Source organism: Embleya sp. NPDC008237 (assembly GCF_042956465.1).
In the GTDB taxonomy this organism is placed as follows: Bacteria; Actinomycetota; Actinomycetes; order Streptomycetales; family Streptomycetaceae; genus Embleya.
Genome location: NZ_JBIBGL010000007.1, coordinates 290212 through 310310 on the forward strand (window position 1 = coordinate 290212; position 20099 = coordinate 310310).

General features: G+C 71.1%; 17 protein-coding genes. 8 read left to right on the forward strand and 9 right to left on the reverse strand.

The annotated features are described in order from the left end of the window. Positions 1-224 precede the first annotated feature (224 nt). The 4 genes from ACFZBU_RS20230 to ACFZBU_RS20245 form a co-directional block, all read right to left on the reverse strand. A complete protein-coding gene (locus ACFZBU_RS20230) occupies positions 225-728 on the reverse strand; it encodes a tetratricopeptide repeat protein (RefSeq protein ID WP_391584989.1) in 504 nt (167 codons plus the stop codon). Between the two features lie 14 nt (positions 729-742). Next, on the reverse strand, positions 743-2230 hold the full coding sequence (locus ACFZBU_RS20235) for an MFS transporter (protein WP_391584990.1): 1488 nt from the start codon (positions 2228-2230) through the stop codon (positions 743-745). Continuing rightward, complete coding sequence (locus ACFZBU_RS20240; RefSeq protein WP_391584991.1) at positions 2227-2712, reverse strand: nuclear transport factor 2 family protein; 486 nt, start codon at positions 2710-2712, stop codon at positions 2227-2229. Before ACFZBU_RS20240 ends, ACFZBU_RS20235 begins: the two co-directional genes overlap by 4 nt. Before the next feature lie 178 nt (positions 2713-2890). Beyond that, entirely contained in the window at positions 2891-3655 is a 765-nt protein-coding gene (locus tag ACFZBU_RS20245; protein ID WP_391584992.1) for a spermidine synthase, read from the reverse strand. 458 nt (positions 3656-4113) lie between these two features. On the opposite strand from ACFZBU_RS20245, the gene ACFZBU_RS20250 reads away from it, so the two are divergent. The 6 genes from ACFZBU_RS20250 (at position 4114) to ACFZBU_RS20275 (ending at position 10465) form a co-directional block, all read left to right on the forward strand. Further along, the gene (locus ACFZBU_RS20250) at positions 4114-5658 is read left to right on the forward strand and encodes an ABC transporter substrate-binding protein (RefSeq protein WP_391584993.1); all 1545 of its coding nucleotides are present in this window, start codon (positions 4114-4116) and stop codon (positions 5656-5658) included. A 256-nt stretch (positions 5659-5914) separates the two neighbouring features. Further along, positions 5915-8143: an ABC transporter permease gene (locus ACFZBU_RS20255; RefSeq protein ID WP_391584994.1), complete on the forward strand. Its 2229-nt coding sequence runs from the start codon at positions 5915-5917 to the stop codon at positions 8141-8143. Next, positions 8133-8894, forward strand: coding sequence for an ABC transporter ATP-binding protein (locus tag ACFZBU_RS20260; protein ID WP_391584995.1), 762 nt, complete (start codon positions 8133-8135; stop codon positions 8892-8894). The genes ACFZBU_RS20255 and ACFZBU_RS20260 overlap by 11 nt, the downstream gene beginning before the upstream one ends. Further along, positions 8891-9634 carry an ABC transporter ATP-binding protein gene (locus ACFZBU_RS20265; protein ID WP_391584996.1) on the forward strand — a complete coding sequence of 248 codons (744 nt, stop codon included), beginning with the start codon at positions 8891-8893 and terminating at the stop codon, positions 9632-9634. The genes ACFZBU_RS20260 and ACFZBU_RS20265 overlap by 4 nt, the downstream gene beginning before the upstream one ends. 61 nt (positions 9635-9695) lie before the next feature. Further along, positions 9696-10220 (forward strand): hypothetical protein, encoded by a 525-nt coding sequence (locus ACFZBU_RS20270; RefSeq protein WP_391584997.1) that lies wholly within the window; start codon positions 9696-9698, stop codon positions 10218-10220. Positions 10221-10318: 98 nt separating this feature from the next. Beyond that, positions 10319-10465, forward strand: coding sequence for a hypothetical protein (locus tag ACFZBU_RS20275; protein WP_391584998.1), 147 nt, complete (start codon positions 10319-10321; stop codon positions 10463-10465). A gap of 92 nt (positions 10466-10557) precedes the next feature. Here ACFZBU_RS20275 and ACFZBU_RS20280 read toward each other — a convergent pair whose 3' ends face one another. Both ACFZBU_RS20280 and ACFZBU_RS20285 read right to left on the reverse strand, forming a co-directional pair. Beyond that, positions 10558-11703 carry an acyl-CoA dehydrogenase family protein gene (locus ACFZBU_RS20280; protein ID WP_391584999.1) on the reverse strand — a complete coding sequence of 382 codons (1146 nt, stop codon included), beginning with the start codon at positions 11701-11703 and terminating at the stop codon, positions 10558-10560. After that, positions 11700-12887, reverse strand: a complete 1188-nt coding sequence (locus ACFZBU_RS20285) for an acyl-CoA dehydrogenase family protein (RefSeq protein ID WP_391585145.1) — start codon at positions 12885-12887, stop codon at positions 11700-11702. The genes ACFZBU_RS20280 and ACFZBU_RS20285 overlap by 4 nt, the downstream gene beginning before the upstream one ends. A 358-nt stretch (positions 12888-13245) precedes the next feature. Between ACFZBU_RS20285 and ACFZBU_RS20290 the strand changes: the two genes are divergently transcribed. Both ACFZBU_RS20290 and ACFZBU_RS20295 read left to right on the forward strand, forming a co-directional pair. Further along, the gene (locus tag ACFZBU_RS20290) at positions 13246-15075 is read left to right on the forward strand and encodes an AMP-binding protein (RefSeq protein ID WP_391585000.1); all 1830 of its coding nucleotides are present in this window, start codon (positions 13246-13248) and stop codon (positions 15073-15075) included. A 175-nt stretch (positions 15076-15250) separates the two neighbouring features. Beyond that, positions 15251-15997, forward strand: coding sequence for an HdeD family acid-resistance protein (locus ACFZBU_RS20295; protein ID WP_391585001.1), 747 nt, complete (start codon positions 15251-15253; stop codon positions 15995-15997). 170 nt (positions 15998-16167) lie between these two features. Here the strand turns inward: ACFZBU_RS20295 and ACFZBU_RS20300 are convergent, their stop codons facing one another. The 3 genes from ACFZBU_RS20300 to ACFZBU_RS20310 form a co-directional block, all read right to left on the reverse strand. Then, positions 16168-17658 (reverse strand): DHA2 family efflux MFS transporter permease subunit, encoded by a 1491-nt coding sequence (locus tag ACFZBU_RS20300; protein ID WP_391585002.1) that lies wholly within the window; start codon positions 17656-17658, stop codon positions 16168-16170. A 55-nt stretch (positions 17659-17713) separates the two neighbouring features. Beyond that, positions 17714-18337 (reverse strand): NADPH-dependent FMN reductase, encoded by a 624-nt coding sequence (locus tag ACFZBU_RS20305; protein WP_391585003.1) that lies wholly within the window; start codon positions 18335-18337, stop codon positions 17714-17716. A 265-nt stretch (positions 18338-18602) separates the two neighbouring features. Continuing rightward, on the reverse strand, positions 18603-19883 hold the full coding sequence (locus ACFZBU_RS20310) for an MFS transporter (protein WP_391585004.1): 1281 nt from the start codon (positions 19881-19883) through the stop codon (positions 18603-18605). Positions 19884-20099: the final 216 nt, after the last annotated feature.

The window sequence follows — 20099 nt, forward strand, 5'->3', positions numbered from 1 at the left end:
CGGAGGGTGGGCCGGGTCGGCCCGGGTGGGTTGGGTTTGCGGGCGTGCGGATTGTGGGCCGGGGCTTGGGGTGTCCTCAAGCGCCGGGCGGGCTGAGGGGGCTGTCCGGGTGTGGGGGTTGCGGGGCTCGGGTGTTTTCGAGCGCCGGGCGGGCTGGGGGGCCGGGTGGGCTGGTGGGATTCGGGTGGGCGGGCCGGGGGCTCGGGCGGGGGCGGCTTGGGATGCTATGCGTGTGTTGCGTCCAGGTCGGTTGCGTAGAGTTCGATGGCTTTGCGGTAGGGGGCTACCTGGGGGTCGGTGCTGGTTGTGGCGATGACGCGGAGGAGGGATTCGACCGCGGTTTTGGCGTCGCCGGCGTTGTACAGGGCCATGGCCAGGAACGTGGTCAGGCCCGCGTCGTCGGGGAATTCGGCGAGGCCGCGGCGCAGGATCGCCACCGCTTTGTCGTGTGCGCCGAACGCACGGTACGTGCTGCCCAGGCCCAGGAACGCGCCCAGTCGGTCCTCGGCCGCCAGGCCGTCCCCGATCAGGGCCCATTCGTAGAACGGCACGGCCTCGCGCTCCAGGCCGAGCACGTCGTGCGCCCACGCCGCCTGGTAGGCGATCTGCGCGTCGCCGGGGTGTTGTTCGACCAGCGGCACCAGCCGCGCCCGTGCCTCCTCGGCCCGACCCGCCTCGCGGAGCGCGATCGCCTCGGCCAGGGCGGTGTCTCGTTCGTTCCCGATCATCCGGGCAGTCTTCCCTATCGGGTCGCCTGCACACGGTCGGGTTCGGCCGCCACCCGCACCGGTTGCGCCGTTCGGTGCGCGCTCGGGATCGACCATGCGAGCAGCGCCGCGACCAGGCAGCCGATGCCCAGCATGCCGAAGCAGATCAGGTAGCCGGTCAGTTCCGGCGCCTGGGCCACACCCGCGGCGCGCGCGGTGCCCCCGTCGACCAGGGATGCGCTCAGGATCGCGCCGAGCACGGCCGTACCGGTCGCCCCGCCCACCGTGCGCAGCACCGCGTTCATTCCGTTGGCCACGCCGGTCATGTCCGCGGGCACGTGGTCGTTGATCAGCGCGGGCATCGCGGAGAACGCGAGCCCGAGACCGAAGCCGAACAACACGCCGACCATCGAGAATGCCCACCAGTGCCCGTGCAGCGGCATCAGCAGCGCGAACGCCGCGCCGCTGAGCAGCGGTCCGAGCACCAGGGCGGGCTTGGGTCCGTAGCGGTTGGTCATCCGGGCCGCGACCGGTGCCGCCGCCAGGTTGCCGATCGTGCCCGGCAGCATGATCAGCCCGGCGATCAGCACCGACTTGCCGAAGCCGTAGCCGAGTACCGAAGGGGCCTGGATGAACGGCGCGAACAGCAGCGAGGAGCCGTACATCGCCATGCCGGTGAACACCCCGGACAGGTTGGCCAGCAGCACCGGCCGGCGGGCCATCACCCGCAGGTCGACCAGGGGTTCGGGGTGGTGCAGGGCCCAGCCGATCCAGGCGGCGAACATCACCACGGCGGTGATCAGTCCGCCGATCACCAGCGGCGCGCCCCACCCGGAGCGGCTGCCCATGCTCACCGCGGCAAGCAGCGCAGCCAGCCAGCCGGACAGGGTCAGCGCGCCGACCAGGTCCACGTGGCCCGAGCGCCGTTCGGCGGTGTCCGGCACCACGCGCCACACCATCAGCATGGACAGCAGCGCAACGAGTGCGGAGAGCCAGAACAGCAGGTGGTAGTCCCAACGGTCGGCGATCAGCCCGGTCATCACCGAGCCGAAGGTGGCGCCGACGCTGATCGTGGCGCCGATGGTGGCGATGCTGCCCGCCGAGCGCTCCTTGGGGAATTCGTCCCGGACCACGCTGAGCGCGAGCGGGACCACGCCGCCGCCCATGCCCTGGAGCACCCGGCCGGCGATCAGCATCACGTAGGAGGTGGTGCACGCGGCCAGTACCGAGCCGAGCGCGACCGCGGCCAGCGCGTACAGCAGGAATCGTTTGCGTCCGCGCAGGTCGCCGAGCCGGCCGAGCAGCGGGGTGGCCACCGCCGAGGCGAGCAGGTTGCCGGTGAGCACCCAGGCGATGGCCGAGCTGGACACGCCGAGACGGTTCTGCAGTTGCGGCAGGATCGGCGAGACCACGGTCTGCATGACCGCCATCGTGGTCGCGGCGAAGGACAGGGCGACCAGGATCATCGTCGGGCCGTGGCGCCTGGTCGGCGTGCGCGCGGCCCCCTTCGTGCCGGTGCTCATGCCGTCAGCGGCCGGTCCTCGACCCAGTCACAGTGCAGGGTGCGGGTCTCGATGCGCCAGCCCTCGTCCGTGCGCACGAACGTGTCGAGGTAGCGGATCGACATCACCCGGTCGCGGCGCACTCCGCACGATTCGTAGATGTGGTGCGCCGTGCAGTACGTCTCGGCGTTCGCCCGGTCGCCGCCCGGCTCGAAGGCGACGAGCTGATTGGCGATCAGATGTGTGGTGGCCAGGTAGCGGTCCAGGCTCGTCAGCGCCTTGGCGATCTCGGCCCGTCCCGCCCGTACCGCCGGCGGTTCGGTGGAGCCGGGGTCGCGGTGGATCACCAGGCGGCCCTCTGGGGTGAACATCGAGGCGACGAGGTCGGGCTTGCGGCGGTCCGCGCCGTGGGCGTAGATCTGCACCACGTCCCGGAGTTCGCTGCGGTCGCGCAGTTCGCCCGAATTGTACAGAGCGGGCGAGTCCGCCTCGTCGTCGTGCATGTCCACCCTTTCACCAGCCGTCGATCGCATGCTGACAGCAGTTGGATGACACACGCAAGTTTCTCTGACGTCGCGTCAGTTACATTCCCCGCACGACGCACACCACCACGTCGCCGCAGGCCGGCCCGGCCCTCCCGCGCGACCCGGGCCGCCTTGCCTCGCCGCCGCCGACCGCCCGCTACAACTCGCGTGCGACGAACACCACGTCCGGTTCGCCGCGTGGGACCGGCACCCGACGCACGCTCACCCGGGCGAAGTGTTGCCGCAGCCGCTCGGTGAAGGCCGGGCTCGCGGCCGCGCTCCACACGGTCAGCACGCCGCCCGGCAACAATCGGGCCCGCAGCGCGGCAAGTCCCGCGTCGTCGTAGAGCGAGGCGTTGCCGTCGGTCACCGTCCAGTCCGGCCCGTTGTCGATGTCCAGGCACAGCGCGTGGAAGCGCTCCGGCGACTCCTCCTCGGCGGCGGCCTCGGCACCCGGCCCGCCACCCGCTTCACCGCCGGGCCCGCCCGCCGCCCCCGCGACCGGCCCGCCGACACCCGAGTGCACCCAGGCCACCAGGTCTGATGTGACCACCCTCACTCGCGGGTCGGCCAGGGCGTGTCCGGAGAACGGCGCGAGCGGGCCGGTGCCCCAGCGCACGACGGCGGGTTCGCGTTCGATCACCGTCACCTGTGCGACCCGGGCATCGGTCAGCGCCTCGCGCAGGGTGAAGCCGACGCCCAGGCCGCCGACCAGGATCCGCAGATCCGTGCCGTCACCGAGCGCGTCGAGCGCGGTGCGCACCAGGAGCCGCTCCGAGGTGCCCGCGCGCGTGTCCATCAGAAAGCAGCCGTTGCTGATGATCTCGTAGTGCTCGCCCGCACGTCGCAGGACGAGTTCGCCGTCCGCCGCCGGGACGCGTTCGATCTCTTGTGCGTCGGTGGTCGGATCGATCGTGTGCATCGGTTCACTGACTCCTTGTCGCTTTGTGGAGAACGCTTGTCACTGTGTCGTCTTTTTGCTGCGCACGTGCTTCGCGGACCTCGCGAGAGCGATCGCCGACACCTCATAACAGTGCCATCACGAAGCCGATGAATTCCGATCCCGAGGGCCCAAACGGTGACACGTGTGTAGTCGCGCACCTCGCCCTGCAAGGGACTGTTCTCGGCCTGCCGGCCAGCGGTTTTCGCCGGTTCGGTGACTCTTGCACCCTGTGGAACACCCCGTTAAGGTCCCGGCCATTGCTTCATGGCCCATTGACTGATGGCATGTCAGATCCAGTCGCAGGGACGCCTCGCAGGCGGAGCCCGGGGCAGGGCGAGAACAAGACGAGAACGACGCGAGCACAGCGCAGGAGAAGTACGTGAGAGCGCACCGGGCATCTCGGCCCGGCCCGCGGAAACGAAGTGTCGGGAGGGCTGATGGCATCAACTTCCGCCGGGCGGCGTGGGACGCGCCGCCGAGCGGCGGCCGGCTTGCTGGTCGTGCCGCTCCTGTTGGCGGTCGGCTGTGGCCGCTCGGGTGACGACGCGGTGGCCAAGGGTCCGCAGGGCGGGAATCCGGCGGGAACCGCTCCGACCAAGCCCAAGGGCACCGGCGCGGCCGGTGACTTCGGCACGCTCAAGGACGTCTGCGGCAAGGGCGACGGCAAGCCGCTCACCAAGAAGGCCGATCGAGGCGTCACGGACAAGGAAATCTCCGTCAGCGTGACCGGCGACCCCGGCGCTCCCGCCCAACCGGGTCTGGGCAAAGAGTTCTTCGAGATGGCCGACGGCTTCACCAAGTGGTGCAACGAACTCGGTGGCATCAACGGCCGCACGATCAAGCTGACCAAGCGCGATGCCGCACTCAGCAACGTCGGCACGGTCATGACGGCGGCCTGCCAGAGCGACTTCATGGTGGTCGGCGGCGGCAACCCGTTCGACAACGACGGGGTCAAGGCCCGTACCGGGTGCAAGCTCGGCGCCTTCCCGGCCTACGTGGTCGGCGAGGAATCGGCCAAGGCCGACCTCCAGGACCTCGCGGTCGGCCTGCCGGTCTCCACCACGGTCGTGGGCGCGTACAAGGCGGTCTTCGCCGCGCACCCCGAGGTCAAGGCCAAGGTCGGCCTGCTGGGCCAGAACATGGCCTCGCTGCGGCCCTCCATGGTCCGCTACAAGGCCGGTGTCGAGGCGGCCGGCGGCACGGTCGTCTACAAGGAAGACGTCCCGGTCATGCCGCCGCCCGGACGCACGACGCTGGAGAAGATGAAGAGCGCCGGCGTCGAGATGCTGATCACCACGTGGCTCGCGGTGGACTCGGCGTCGATGTTCCGCGAGATGGACGCGATGAACTGGCACCCCAAGGTCATCGTCAGCGACGCGTCGGCGTACAACCGCTACACGCTCGCCGCCGCCAAGAACTCGAAGATCCCCGACACCTACATCTACCCGACGTTCGTGCCGCAGTCGCTCGGCGACAAGAACCCCGCCGTGCAGAAGGCGCTGGAGATCCTGCACCTCGCCGAACCCGGCAAGGACCTGGAGTTCTTCCACATGTCCGGGATCAACTCCTGGCTGCTGTGGGCGAGCGCGGTCAAGGAGTGCGGTACGGAACTCACCACGGAGTGCGTGCTGGCCAAGGGCAAGCGCGCCAACTGGGACGCGGGCGGCCTGTTCGCCCCCGGACCGATCGTGGAGACCAAGGACGTGCGCGCCTCGGACTGCTTCACCATGGTCAAGGCGACCGCCAAGGGCTTCGAGTACGACGCGGCGCTGACCAAGCCGAACAAGGCCGAGTTCTTCAACTGCGACCCGGGCAACGTGGTCGCCGTCGCACCCGGTGCGCCCGCCGCGCCGACGTCGGCACCGCCGTCCGCTCCGCCCGCCGACACACCGCCACCGGCCGGCGCGCCCGAGTCGAACACCCCGCCGCCCGCCGACGGAGGCGAGCCGCCGCCGGCGCTGCCGCCGGAGGAGAGCTCCTGAGCCGCTCGCCCGCCCGAGCGACACCGCACCACCGTGTGACATCGAAGCAGTGAACGCAGCGCCCAGCTGCACCGCATCACCGCCGACCCGTCGGCCGCCGACTCCGCTCGGTCCGACCAGGCGACACCCGTCGTCCTCCCGCCCCGCACCGGGCGGGAGGGCGGCCCAGCGGCCCTGACGACCTGTCAGGAGCCGTGCCGCACCAGTCTCCGAGACCGATCGCCCCGCGACACGGCCCGGCCCGAACGGAGGGCGCGTGCACGAGTTCATCATCCTCACCATCAGCGGCCTGGTCACCGGCGGCATCTATGCCATCACCGCCGGCGGCCTGACCCTGACCTACACCACCACGGGCATCTTCAACTTCGCCCACGGCGTCACCGGCGCGCTCGCCGCGTTCACCTACTGGCAACTGCACTTCGACTGGGGCTGGCCGGTCTGGCTGTCCATCGTGCTGGTGCTCGGCATCCTCGCCCCGGCATTCGGGGTGTTCCTGCACTTCGCCATCATGCGCCGCCTGGAGGGCACGTCGGAGACGACGCGCCTGATGGTCACCGTCGCGGTGCTGCTGAGCCTGCTCGCCACGGTGATGTGGGTCTGGGATCCGCAGACCCCGCGCAACGTGGTCAACTTCTTCCCCGGCGAGTCCGTGGACATGGCCGGCACGCGCGTGTCCTACCACGACCTGATCACCCTGGCCGTGGCGCTGATCGTGGCGATCGGCCTGTGGGTGCTGCTGCGCTCCACCCGCGCGGGCGTGGCCATGCGCGCCACCGTCGACGACCGCAACCTCGCGGTGCTCAACGGCTCGCGTCCCGAGGTGCCCGGCATGCTGGCCTGGGCGACCGGCACCATGCTGGCCGCCGTCGCAGGCATCCTGATCGCGCCCAAGCTCTCCTTCGCCGCGCTGCCGCTGACCCTGCTGATCGTCAACGCCTACGCAGCGGCGGTGATCGGCCGGCTCAAGAGCCTGCCGTGGACCTTCGTCGGCGCGCTGATCATCGGCCTGGTCACCGAGTACGGCAAGGGCTACCTCACCGAGACCAGGTTCCCCACCGCGGGCCCCTACCTGTCCGGCCTCACCGACTCGATGCCGGTGCTGGTGCTGTTCGTGGCGATCATGCTGCTGCCCACGTCCCGGCTGCGCGGCCACGCCTCCTCCCGCACCCGGGAGATCGCCCACCGCCCGACCTGGACCGGCTCGCTCGTCTTCGCCGCCCTGGTGATCGCGGGCGCGGTGGTCGCGGCCAACACGCTGGGCGCCGCCGACCTGTTCGCCAGCACCAAGATGTGGGGCTTCGCGATCATCGCCCTGTCGGTGATCCCGCTGGTGGGCTACGCCGGGAAGATGTCGCTGGCCCAGTTGGGCTTCGCGGGCATCGGCGCGATCTGCGTGTCGCACCTGGGCTCCGGCGGCAACCCGCTGGGCCTGCTGTGGGCCGCGCTGATCTGCGCGGGCATCGGCGTGCTGGTCGCGCTGCCGGCGCTGCGCCTGTCCGGGATCTACCTGGCCCTGGCCACCGCCGCGTTCGCGGTCATGCTGGACCGCTGGATCTTCCAACTGCCCGCGTTCACCTGGGGCGACACCAAAATCGACCTGTTCAACAGCGGCACGCTCAACTTCGAGCGGTTCGACTGGCCGGGCGTGGACATCTCCTCCGACCGGGCCTACTTCATCTTCGGCGCGGTCTTCTTCGCGCTGTCCTCGCTCGTGGTGGTGTGGATCCGGCGCGGCGAGTTCGGCCGCAGGCTGCTGGCGATGAAGGACAGCCCGGCGGCGTGCGCGACGATCGGGATGAACCACAAGCTGACCACGCTCACCGTCTTCGGGCTGTCCGCCGCGATGGCGGGCGTCGGCGGCGGCATCCTGGGCGGCGCGCTGGGCACCCTGTCGCCGGTCAACTTCGACTTCACCGCCGGGCTTTCGGTGCTGATGCTGATGGTGATCGCCGGTCTGACCTCGCCGGGCGCCGCACTGTTCGCGGGCATCTTCCTGGGCACGCCGCTGATCACCAACCTCTTCCCCGACTACGCCCAGCTCACCACGATCCTGATCGGCCTCAACGGCATCGCACTGGGCAAGAACCCGAACGGGTTCATCGCCGCCAAGATCCGCCCGGAATGGGAGCCCGCGCTGCGCCGGCCGTTCATCCTGGCCGGCAGCGCGGCGGCCCAACTGGTGCTGGTCGTCCTGCGGTTCACCGACGTGATCGGGAACTGGGTCTTCGTCGTCGGCATCCTGCTCGCGGTGATCGGCATCCCGGCCGCGGTCAAGGCCGAGCTGATGCTCAAGGCGCCGCGGACCGAACAGGAGCTGCCGCCGGGACTGTCCGAGCAGCCCGAGGGACTGGGCCTGAACGGCAACCGGTTCAAGCCCGCCGACATCGAGGCCCTGGACAAGCTGATCGCGATGCCTTCGCTGCCGGCGGTCGCGATGGCCGAAACACCGTCACCCACCCTGCCTGGAGCGCGTCATGGGGCTTGAGGTCGAGGGCGTCACGGTCCGCTTCGGCGGCCACACCGCCCTGAACAACGTCAACATCTGGGCCCACGAGGGCAAGGTCACCGGTCTGATCGGGCCCAACGGCGCGGGCAAGACCACGATCTTCAACGTGATCACCGGCCTCCAGCCGCCGTCCTCGGGTCGGGTCAGGATGGACGGGCGCGACGTCAGCAAACTCGCGCCCTACCGCCGGGCCCGCCTGGGCATGGCGCGCACCTTCCAACGCCTGGAGCTGTTCGGGTCGTTGACGGTCCGGGAGAACATCCAGATCGCCGCCGCCCAGTACCGGCGGCTGCACCGCGGCACCAAGGAAACCCCGCAGGACACCTCCGCGCGCCTGCTGCTCCGGCTCAACCTGACCGAGATCGCGCACGTGCGCGCCGACCAACTGCCCACCGGGCAGGGCCGCGTGGTCGAACTGGCGCGCTCGCTGGCGTCCCGGCCCAAGATCCTGCTCCTGGACGAGCCCGCGTCCGGCCAGGACGACGAGGAAACGCGCGGCTTCGGCCAGTTGTTGCGCGAGATCGCCGCCGACGGGGTCGCGGTGCTGCTGGTCGAGCACGACATGGACCTGGTGATGAACACCTGCGACGAACTGCACGTGCTTGACTTCGGCAAAAAAATCGCCAACGGTACGTGCGACGAGATCCGCACCAACGCCGCCGTACAGGCGGCATACCTCGGTACCGCCGACGCCGCGGAGGCCGACGAAGTCCTGCAGGAGACCGTATGACGCCGAACATGGCCGACGCGAGGCCGACCGGCCCGGCCGGCGCCCCGCCGCTGCTCGAACTGCGCGGCATCAGCGCCGGGTACGAGCAGGTCGAGGTGCTGCACAAGGTGAACCTCGCGGTGCCCACCGGCAAGGTCATGGCGGTCCTGGGCCCCAACGGCGCCGGCAAGACCACGATGCTCAAGGTGATCACCGGGCTGCATCAGCCCACCGGCGGGGACATCTTCCTCGCCGGGCGGTGCGTCACCGGGGCCGCGCCCGTGGACCTGGCCCGGATCGGCCTGTGCAGCATCCCGGAAGGCCGAGGGGTCTTCCCCAATCTCACCGTGTCCGAAAACCTGTGGATGGCGACCTACCGAGGAGTCTCCCGCAAGGAGATCGAGGAGAAGGTCTTCCCGATCTTCCCCCGCCTCAAGGAACGCCGGACCCAGGCCGCGGGCACGATGTCGGGCGGCGAACAGCAGATGCTGGCCGTCGCCCGGGCGATCGCCACCAACCCGGCCCTCATCCTGCTCGACGAGTTGTCGATGGGTCTCGCGCCCCTCGTCGTCGACCAGCTGTACGACGTGGTCGGCAAGATCGCCGAGACCGGTGTCACCGTGCTCCTGGTCGAGCAGTTCGCGCGCACGGCCCTGGCCGTCGCCGACCTCGCCGCGGTCATGAGCGGTGGCCGGATCCTTCAGGTCGGCACTCCGGACGAGATCGCCGGCGACCTGCACAGCGCGTACCTGGGCGGCTGATCGCACATGGCCGTCCTCGGGTACGTACCAACCTCACGGCGACCCACGAGGTGACCACTTAATGAGTATGAACAGCGTGAACGCCGACGGGCAGCCCGCACCCGCGAGGCCCGCCGGCGAGCCGCCGACGGTTCCGCAGGGGGTGCCGACGGCCGGGCCACCACCGGCGTTCGCCCCGCGCCATGCGGCGATCCCGGCGGCCACTCAGGATCGGACCCGACAGTTCACCGCCGACGTCGGCGCCCTGAAACTGCGTGCGCCCAAGAGCATGCTCGACACCCAGCTGATGTGGCTGGGCGTGGGGCTGATGCTGGTCGGGATCGGCATGGGCATCGGCGCCTACTTCATGTCGCACGGCACGACGCTGATCCTGACCCAGAACGACGCGATCACCCTGGGCCTGTCGGCGATCCCGGTCTCCCTGCTCGGGTTCGCCCTCTTCATCCGCTACTCGCTGTCCACGTTCATGCGGTTCTGGCTGGCCCGGCTGATCGCCGCGCAGCAGGTACCGCAGGCCGCCCCGGCGGTCGCGGGGCCGAGCGCGGACGCCACGGCGGTGCTGCCCACCACCCCGGCGGGGCACTGAGACACATTCCGGGGCGAGGGCTCCTCAACGGGCCGCGCGCGGTGTCATCCTGAACGGGACGGACGCCGCGCGCAGCACCCGTGGAGGGCAGCGAGGACATGAGCGACAACCCGCAACCGGCGGACCCCGATCCGACCGACACCCCCGCCGGCCGGGACCCGAAGCGCCTTCGTCTCGTCACGGCGGTGTGGGCCGTGCTCATGGCGATCGCGATGGTGATGATCATTGTGATGCTGCGCAGCTAGGCCGTGTCCGGTGCCCGGTTCGGTTGCGCAGGTGAGGGACATGAGTGTGGCCGGCCTCCGTGCGGAGGCCGGCCACACCCGTGTCGGGGCGCTCAGATCGCCGGCGGCAGGTCCACCAGTGTGCCCAGCGTGGCCCGATGCCGATCCGCGGTGCCCAGGAGCAGCGCCGAGGCCATCGCCCGCTTGAGGTACAGGTGCGCCGGGTGCTCCCAGGTGAAGCCGATCCCGCCGTGCATCTGGACGCACTCCTCCGCCGCGCGCACCGCCACGTCGCCGCAGTACGCCTTCGCCAACGCGGTGGCCACCGGCGCGTCCGCCGCGTCCTCGGCCAGGCACGCCGCCGCGTAGCGCGCCGCCGCCCGGGCCGCGGCGATGTCCGACCACAGGTCGGCCGCGCGATGCCGCAGCGCCTGGAAGGACCCGATCGGCCGGCCGAACTGGTGCCGGACCTTCAGGTACGCCACCGCCTCGGCCAACGCCTGCTCGGCCACCCCCAACTGCTCCGAGGCCAACAGCGCCGCACCCTGGCGCAGCGCGTGCCCGAGCGCCGCCTCGGCGTGCTCCGGCCCGGCCAGCACCCGCCCGCGGACCTGATCCAGCGTCAACTCGCCCACCGGGCGGGTCGCGTCCAGCGAGGTCACCGCGCGCCGGGACAGATTCGCCGCGTCGCCCGCCACCAGAGCCAGCTGCGACTCGCCGGCCACGACCACCGGAACCACCAGCAACTCGGCCCGATCCACGGCCAACACCCCGGTCACCGCGCCGGTCAGCACCAACCCGTCCGCATCCTGCGCACCGGTCACCGACAGCGGAAAGCCCGCCCCCGGCCACGTGCTCGCGGTTACCGCGAGAGTCGCGGTCCGGGTGCCGTCCGCGAGCGCGCGCAGGGCCGCGTCGCGCGCCTGGCCGGCCGGGCAGGCCAGCAGCGCCGAGGTGGCCAGCACCGCACTGGCCAGGAACGGTACCGGCGCCACCGCGCGGCCCAACTCCTCCAGCGCCACCGCGGCCTCCCGCGGCCCGGCCCCGGCCCCGCCGAACTCCTCCGGGATCAGCAGCCCGGCCAGGCCCAGCTCGGCCGCGACCGCCTTCCACAGGCCGTCGTCGTACGCCTCGTCGGTGTCGATCCGCGCCAACACCTCGTGCCACGCGCAGCGATCCCGCAACAGCTCGCGCAGCGTCGCGCGCAGGTCCTCCTCGACCTCGTCGTACAGCAGCGAGGGAATTCCGGGTTCGCTCACCGGGGCATCTCCTTCCACGGCACCTTGGTGTCGCCGCGCGGCTCGCGCGGCAGGTCCAGCACCCGGTCCGCGATCACGTTGCGCAGCACCTCCGACGTGCCACCCTCGATCGAATTTCCCTTGGCCCGCAGGTAGTAGTAGCCCGGCACCCGCGCCCCGAGCGTGGCCTGGCCCAACTCGCTGCGCCGCATCGCCCAGTCGTCGTAGCCCAACCCCTCCTCGCCGGCCAGTTCCAGCCACAACCGGGTGACGTCCTGGTTCAGCCGGGCGTAGGCGATCTTGGCCGCCGACCCCTCCGGACCCGGTGTACCGGCGGCGAGCTGCTGGCGGATGCGCTCGTTGCCCAACCGGGCCACCTCGCACTCCACCCAGGCCCGCAGCAGCCGGTCGTGCAGGCCGGGCGTGCGCAGCTCCGGTCGGTCGCGCCACATCCGTGCCACCGCGCCGATCGCGTCCGCCTCGCGTGCGGACGCCGCGCCGCCGATGGCGACCCGCTCGTTCATCAGCGTCGTGTTCGACACCGCCCAGCCCTGACCCACCTCGCCCGCCCGGTGCGTGTCCGGGATCCGCACGTCGGTCAGGAACACCTCGTTGAACTCGGCCTGTCCGGTGGCCTGCCGCAGCGGCCGCACCTCGACTCCGGGCGAGGTCATGTCCAGGAAGAAGTAGGTCAGCCCCTGGTGCTTGGGCAGGTCCGGATCGGTCCGGGCGAGCAGCATCGCCCAGCGCGCCTTGTGGGCGAGCGAGGTCCACACCTTCTGGCCGTTGACGATCCAGTCCCCGTCACCCTCGCGGACCGCGCGGGTGGCCAGACCCGCCAGGTCCGATCCCGCGCCGGGCTCGCTGAAGAGCTGGCACCAGATCTCCTCACCGGTCCACAGCGGGCGCAACAACTCGGTTCGCAGCCGGGCACTCGCGTGTGCGACGACGGTGGGCGCACCCATCCCGAGGCCGATCGGATTGCGGTACCCACTGGCCGCCTTCGCCCCCGCCGCGATCAACGCGCTCTCGACCACCTGCTGCAACGCGCGCGAGGCGCCCAGGCCGCCACACCCGACCGGGAAGTGCACCCAGGCCAGGCCCGCGTCGAAGCGGTGGCCCAGGAACTCGACCGAGGACATCGTGGTCGGATCGTGCGCCGCGACCAGATCGGCCACCCGGCGCCGGATCTCCGCCGCGTCGATCGCGGGCGCACCCGATCCCCGGGCAGGGTCGGGGTCCGGCTCGCCGGCGGGCTCGTGGGCGGGTTCGCCGGTGGCCTCGTGGGTGGGCTCGTTGTCCGTATCGCTCACGTCGCCCCGCTCTCGCACAAGAGGTGCCTCCGTCCTGCGTCATGACGCCCTGTTCATCGACCCCGACACACTGTCGACGGTCGGGCCACCTGGATGCTAGGCGCTGAACTCACCGGTAGGAAGCCTGCTCCCGGGCCCCCAACCGATGCGCTCAGGCGATATGTTCGTCTCCCCGTGTGAGCGAGTACACGCACGGACTCCAGCCGGGACCTTCCGGGATTCCGCGCGTCGCAGGGGGTGCTGTACAGCCATGACCGCCGAAGGACTCGAGGCGGGTCTCGCCGCCGAACTCGCCGCGGACGGGGAGTCGGTCACCGAAGCACTGGACAAATGGTCGGTGCGAACCCCGATGCGGGTCTTCATCCACTACGGCGAGCACGGTCTGGACCTGAGCTACGCCGAGGCCAAGCGGGCCACCGACACGATCGCCGGAAACCTGGCCCGGGCGGGCATCCGGCGCGGCGATCGCATCGCGGTGCACTGCCGCAGCGCATACGCCGCCGCGCTGTGGATGTTCGGCATCTGGAAGGCCGGCGCGGTGTACTGCCCGGTGGACCCGGACGCCATCGGCGACCTGCTGGTCGAGCAACTCGACGCCGGCCAGCCGGTGCTCGTGGTCACCGAACGCGCCCTGGTGCACGCGTTGGAGGCGGTCCGGCCGCACCTGAACCGGTTGCCGCGGCTGACCGTGCACGACGCGGTCGGGCCCCGGCCGCCGCACGGCTACCCGGAGATCGCCTACGCCAACTTCCTGGCCCGCGCGGTGCCGCCGGGCGTGACGATCGATCCGGGCGACGTCGGGATGATCGTGCACACCGCCGGGGTGACCGGCCGGCCCAAGGCGGCGGTGTTGCCGCACCGTTGGCTCGCCTCGTACACGCTGTTGCTGCGCCGGCTCACCACGCCCGAGGACGTGGTGCACGTGGACCTGCCGCTGCACTCGATCCAGGGCGCGTTCGCGGGCCTGGCCCGGGCCGCCTGGGCGGGCGCCGGCGTGGCGTTGTGGGACCGCTTCCACCCGGTCGACTTCTGGCGCCGCGTGGTGTCGGCGGGGGCCACCGGCGCGGTGCTCACCGAGACGATGGTGGGCTGGCTGGCCGGCGCGCCCGAACTGCGCGGCGAGCGCAACAACCCGCTGAGCACGGTGCTCATGCAGCCGCTGCCGCCGACCCATCGCGCGTTCGCCCGCCGGTACGGGATCGACACCGTGGTCGCCGGTTACGGGCAGGTCGAGACCGGGCTGCCGATCGCGGCCGTCCTGGTCGGTCTGGACCCGAGCGAGGCCACGCCGCCGTCGCTGCGGCGCGGGCTGGCGCCGGCGGCGGTCGCGAAGGCGTGTGCCCGACTGGGCGTGCCGGTGCTCGACGGGGCCCGGATCGTGCGCAAGGGCTGCCTGGGCGCCCCACTGCCGTTCGCCCGGGTGGCGATCCTGGACGAGCACGACCGGCCGGTGCCGCGCGGCGTGGTCGGGCACCTGGCGATCCGACCGCATCTGCCGGGGCTGTTGGTGCAGGAATATGTGGACGATCCGCTGAGCATCGCGGAGGCCACCCGCAACCTGTGGTTCCACACCGGTGACGCGGCGGTGTTCGACGAGGAGGACGGGCTGCTGCACTTCGTCGACCGGGTCGTGGACCGGATCCGGATCCGCGGCGAGAACGTGTCGGCGTACCACATCGAGGACCTGGTCAACCAGCATCCCGACATCGCGGTCGGCGCGGTGTTCGGGGTGCCCGCCGACCGGGAGGACGAGGACGAGGTGGTCCTGTACGCCGAGCCCGAGCCGGGCCGGCCGCTGGATCCCGACGAACTACGCGCGTGGTGCGCGCAGTCGTTGCCCGCGTACATGCGGCCGGCACACGTGCGGATCGTCGCGCGGATGCCTCGGACGCCGAACGGGCGGGTGGAGAAGTATCGGCTGCGCCGGCACTTCCTGGGCCTGACGGATCGTCCGGGCCCGGCGGTGCGGGGTGTGCCGGTGCCGACCCCGATGCCTTCGACCCGGCCGGCACTGGCGCCGGCGCTGTCCCCGGTACGGTCCGCGTTGCCGCCGTCGTTGCCGCCGGGGACAGGGCGCTGATCGGTACGAGTGGCCGGCGCGGCTGTTGCGGGGCCGGCCGTCGAGGGTGGACCGGCCGATCGTACGCACGCCGGATCGGGCGGATAGCTGATCATGCGGATATGTCGCTTTCCAAGGGGAAGGCGTACCACGCACGCGATTCTGCGGGCGTGGGCAGATCCGAGGAGCGGCACCCATGGACAGCACGAAGGGCGTCACGGGACCGACCGCCGAATCCGGCGCGGGGCGGCATCGGCGCAGCGGCAAGGGATTCGGTTTCGGTTTGCTGGTCGTGCTCGGCACCGTGCTGATGCTCGGCGGGATCGTCGGCCTGGTCTACACGGGCGTTGCCACGCTGACCACGATGGTGCTGTTCGGCTGGCTGCTGCTGATCGGCGGCGTGGTCGGTTTCGTCCAGGCCATCCAGGCGCGCAAGGAGAACGCGTTCTGGCTCGTGGTCGCGGTCTCCGCGCTGAACATCGCGGCGGGTGTGGTGCTGCTGCGCCGGCCCGAGGTGGCGGCCGAGGCACTGACCCTGTTCGTGGCGCTCCTGCTGCTCGGCGCGGGCATGTTCCGCATCGTGGGCGGCGTCGCGAGCATGTCCGCCAAGATGATCTGGACCATCGTGGTCGGCGTGATCGACCTGGTCCTGGGCCTGTTGGTACTGGCCGAATGGCCCAGCAGCAGCCGCTATGCGATCGGCACGTTCATCTCGCTGGCCCTGCTCTTCGACGGACTCAGCCTGGTCAGCCTGGGCCTGACGGGCCGTCGGATCGTCGGCATGGTCCGCGAGGCGGAGGTCCCGGAAACCACCTCGGCCGGACCGGACGAGGTGTCCCCCGACGCGCCCACCACGGAGTGGAAGGCCCAACAGGGGACGTCCAGGGAAGGCACTTTCAAGGGCCCGGACACCATGACGAAGCGCACGGACGACGAGCGGTAGGGCCGGCGGCTTCGACGGCGGGCGGCTCGGGGCCTGCAACGGCTTCGACGTCTGCAACGCTCTCGAGGTCCACAACGCCGAGGTCTGCAACGTTTTCAAGGTCTGTATGTATGCCCGCAACGCCGAACGCCGGGCGGGCTGTGCACAGCCCGCCCGGCGTTCGCGGACGTTCAGTCCGTCCGGCGCTTCATCAACAGCGCCGGCAGGAACGCCAGTGCCATGAAGCCGACCGCCCACCAGTACGTCCCCTGGAACGCGTCCGCCAACCGAGGCCCGATCTCGTGCACCGCGGCCGGCGACAACGCGTGCAGCTCACCGAGCCCACCCGCCCCCTGCCCGGCCGGCAGGCCGTCCCGCATCGCACCGGCCAACAGCACCGACATCAGCGCCCCGCCGATCGCGGCGGCCACCTGCTGGATGATGGTCAAGGTGGTGCCGGCGACCGCGACCTGCTCGTGCGACATGGTGCGCAGCGCCGAGGCGGTGGTCGGCATCAGCGTCATGCCGACCCCGACACCCGTCACCGACATGCAGGACATCAGCACCCAGTAGGGCGTGTCCGCGGCGACCTGCGTGGTGAAGGCGAGGAAGCCGGAGGCGGCGACCACGATCCCGACCGACACGATCCGGCCCGGCGCGATCCGGTCGCTGAGCCGGCTGGCGATCTGCATGGACACCGCGGTGAACAGGGCCTGCGGCGCACCCAGCATGCCGGAGGCGGTGGCGCTCTCGCCGCGGACCAGTTGGTAGTACAGCGGGGCCAACATCATCGACCCGAAGTACGCGCAGACGAACAGCACCATGGTGCCCGCGGCGGCCACGAACGGGCGGCTGCGGAACAGTCGCAGGTCGATCAGCGCGTGCTCGATCCGCAACGCCCGGACCACGAAGCCGATCACCAGGAGCGCGCCGAGCACGGCCGGGACCACCGCCCCGGTGGAGCCGAAGTCGCCCTTCTCGCCGCCGGTGGCCAGACCGTAGATCAGCAGCGCCAGACCGGGGGAGAGCATCAGCAGTCCGGGCACGTCCAGCGGCTTGGTCGGCTGCGGCGTATCGCGGGGGAAGACCTTGGCGGCCAGGGTCAGTGCGACGGCGCCGATCGGCACGTTGATGAAGAAGATCCAGCGCCACGAGACGTCGTCCACCAGCCACCCGCCCAGGATCGGGCCGGCAAGTGGGCCGATCAGGATCGGGATGCCCAGGATGGCCATCGTGCGGCCCATCCGGCTCGGGTCCGAGGCGCGGGCCAGGATGGTCATCCCGACCGGCATGATCAGGCCGCCGCCGAGCCCCTGCAGGACCCGGAAGGCGATCAGCGACTCGGCCGACCAGGCCAGCCCGGCCAGCACGGAGCCGGCGGCGAACGTGCCGATCGAGAACATGTACAGCCGCTTGGTGCCGAACCGGCCCATCGCCCAGGCGGCCACCGGGATGACGGTGGCCAGGGCGAGCGTGTACCCCGTCGCGACCCACTGGATGGTGGCCAGCGGGGCGTCGAAGTCCTGCGCGAGGTGGTTGAGCGCGACGTTGACGACGGTGACGTCGAGCACGGACATCACCGAACCGAGGACGACCACGAGGGCGATCATCGCGACGCTGCGGGAAGGGGTGGGGACGGCGGTCGCGGGCGTGCTCGCGGCCGGGGCGGTGGTCGATGCCATCACGGCTCCTGGCGTTCGGCGGGGGAATGGCTGCGGCTGCTTCGGGAGCCGGCGCTCAGACGCCGTACGGGCGGCGCACGCGCGTCGACCGGGTGGCCTCGGTCCACCAGGCGAGCTGATCGAGCATCACCTTGGCGGCGGCCTCGGTGCCCGCGACGTCGACCGGCCGACCCTCGGCGTCGAACTTCTCCCACGCCATCGGGAAGGCGAGCCCGTCCCGGGTGGTGACCATGTGCTGCTCGGCGAAGACCAGACGCAGCTGTTCGACGGCACGCAGGCCACCGGAGATGCCGCCGTAGGAGACGAACCCGACCGGCTTGCCCTGCCATTCGCTGCGGAACAGGTCGATCATGTTCTTCAGCCCGGCCGGGAAGCTGTGGTTGTACTCGGGCGTGACCACCACGAACGCGTCCGCGGCGGCCAGCCGATCGCCCACCGCGGCGACCACGGCGGCGGGTTCGCTGCCCATCGGCGCCCACACGTCGGGCAGCCGGTCGTGGGCGAGGTCGATGATGTCCACCTCGAAGTCCCCGTGCCGCTCGGCCGTGGCGGCGAACCAGTTGGACACCACGGGGGCGAAACGCCCTTCGCGGGTGCTGCCGACGATGACGGCCAGCCGGAAGGGGTCGGTGTTCGGGTGGGCGCTCGTGCCGGCGGTCGTGTGCGTGGCGATGCTCATGGAAGCCCCCAAGGAGAGAAGTGCGAACTGTCGTGCGCGGCTCCGGAAGTGCTTCCTCCGAGCGCCTGGTGAAGACGCTAGAAGTTGAAGTCGACTTGAAGTCAAGCCCGGTCGCGCGCTTCGCTCCTCGCGGCGGGATCCGGGCCCGATCGCGGCGGTGGCGGCGGTGAGCCCGTGCGCTGCGCCTCCCGCGCGCCGCGTCGGACGGCCGAGGGCACGCGCCGGCGGGGTGGACGCACTCGGAGGCGACGGGTGCGGTCGGTGATCAGGGGGTGTGCCGAGCCGCTTCGGCGGGGCCGCCGACCGTGGAGATCGTGGCGACCGTCGCGAGGGCGACGGCGCCGGCGCACAGCATGACCGTCGACGGGGAGGTGGCGTCCACGACGGCTCCGCCGAGGAGCGCACCCACGGCGAAGGTGAGTTGGAAGGACGACGTGAATACGACCATGGCGGCTTCCCGAGCCTGCGGGGCGGAGCGGGCGAACCAGGTCTGGGAGCAGGCGGGCACGGCGCCGTAGGCCAGACCCCACACCACGAGCAGGCCGATCGCGCCGGCATCCCACCGACCCAGGAGCGGGAACAGCAGCGTGGCCGCGGCGATCAGGACCGCACACGTGAGGAACGTCGCGCGCAGGCCGCGCGCCATGGTCACGCCCGCGACGAAGTTGCCGACGATGCCGGCCACGCCGAAGATCAGCAGGTAGGCGCCGATCAGCCCGCGATCCACGTGGGTGACCTGCTCCAGGAACGGAGTCACGTACGTGTAGGCGCCGAAGTGCGTGATCACGATCAGGGCGGTCAGCGCGAGTGCGATCCGGATGTCGGTGCCGCGCAACAGCCCACGCAACACCGCGGCGCGGGTCACCTGAAGCGCGGGCAGCGGCGGCAGCAGTACGAGCAGCGCGATCGACACGCCCAGCGCGATGACGCCCATGACCGCGAACGAGGCGCGCCAGCCGATGTGTTCGCCCAGTTGGGTACCGGCCGGCAGGCCCAACACCGAACCGGCCGGCACAGCCGCGAAGATCACGGCGGTCGCCGTACCCACCACCTTCGCGCGCACCAACCGAGGCGCCAACCCCGCCCCGATCGACCAGAACCCGCCGATGGTGACCCCGACCAGCGACCGAGCCACCAGCATCACCCAGAACGCGGGCGCAGCCGCCGCGAGGAAGTTCGCCACCGCCAGGAGCACGATCAGCGCGACCAACATCGTCCGCCGATCCAGCCGCCCGGTGCACACGGTCACCAGCGGCGCGCAGATCGCCGCCAGTAGGCCCGGCACGGTCATCAGCCATCCCGCCGTCCCGTCCGAGACGCCGAAGTCACCCCCGATCGGCGTCAACAACCCGATCGGCAGGATCTCGCTGGTCACGATCGCGAAGATCCCGAGCGACAGACACACGACGGCCGGCCAGTACTGCCGGGATTCCTGTTCGGGTGCCTGCTCCTGTCCCTGTTCCCGTTCCCGTTTCGGTGTCTGCTCCTGAGAAGACGGGTCGGTCCGACCGGTCGTGTGCTCGGCGGATCCGGTGGTGACGGACATGACGTTCCCTTCGGCGATGCGGGTGGGTGGGACCCCGACGCGGGGTGTGTCCCAGTACAACCACCCGCACCACACCGGGTCTGGCGGTATCCCGCCGTCAACCCTTCCGCCATGCCCTTGGCCTTCGGCCCGCTTCGGGCGTACGGCCGCTCTTACGGCAATTCGCGCCCACCACCGTCGAGTTGCGCACCACCGCCACAACCGTCGATCAGCCCC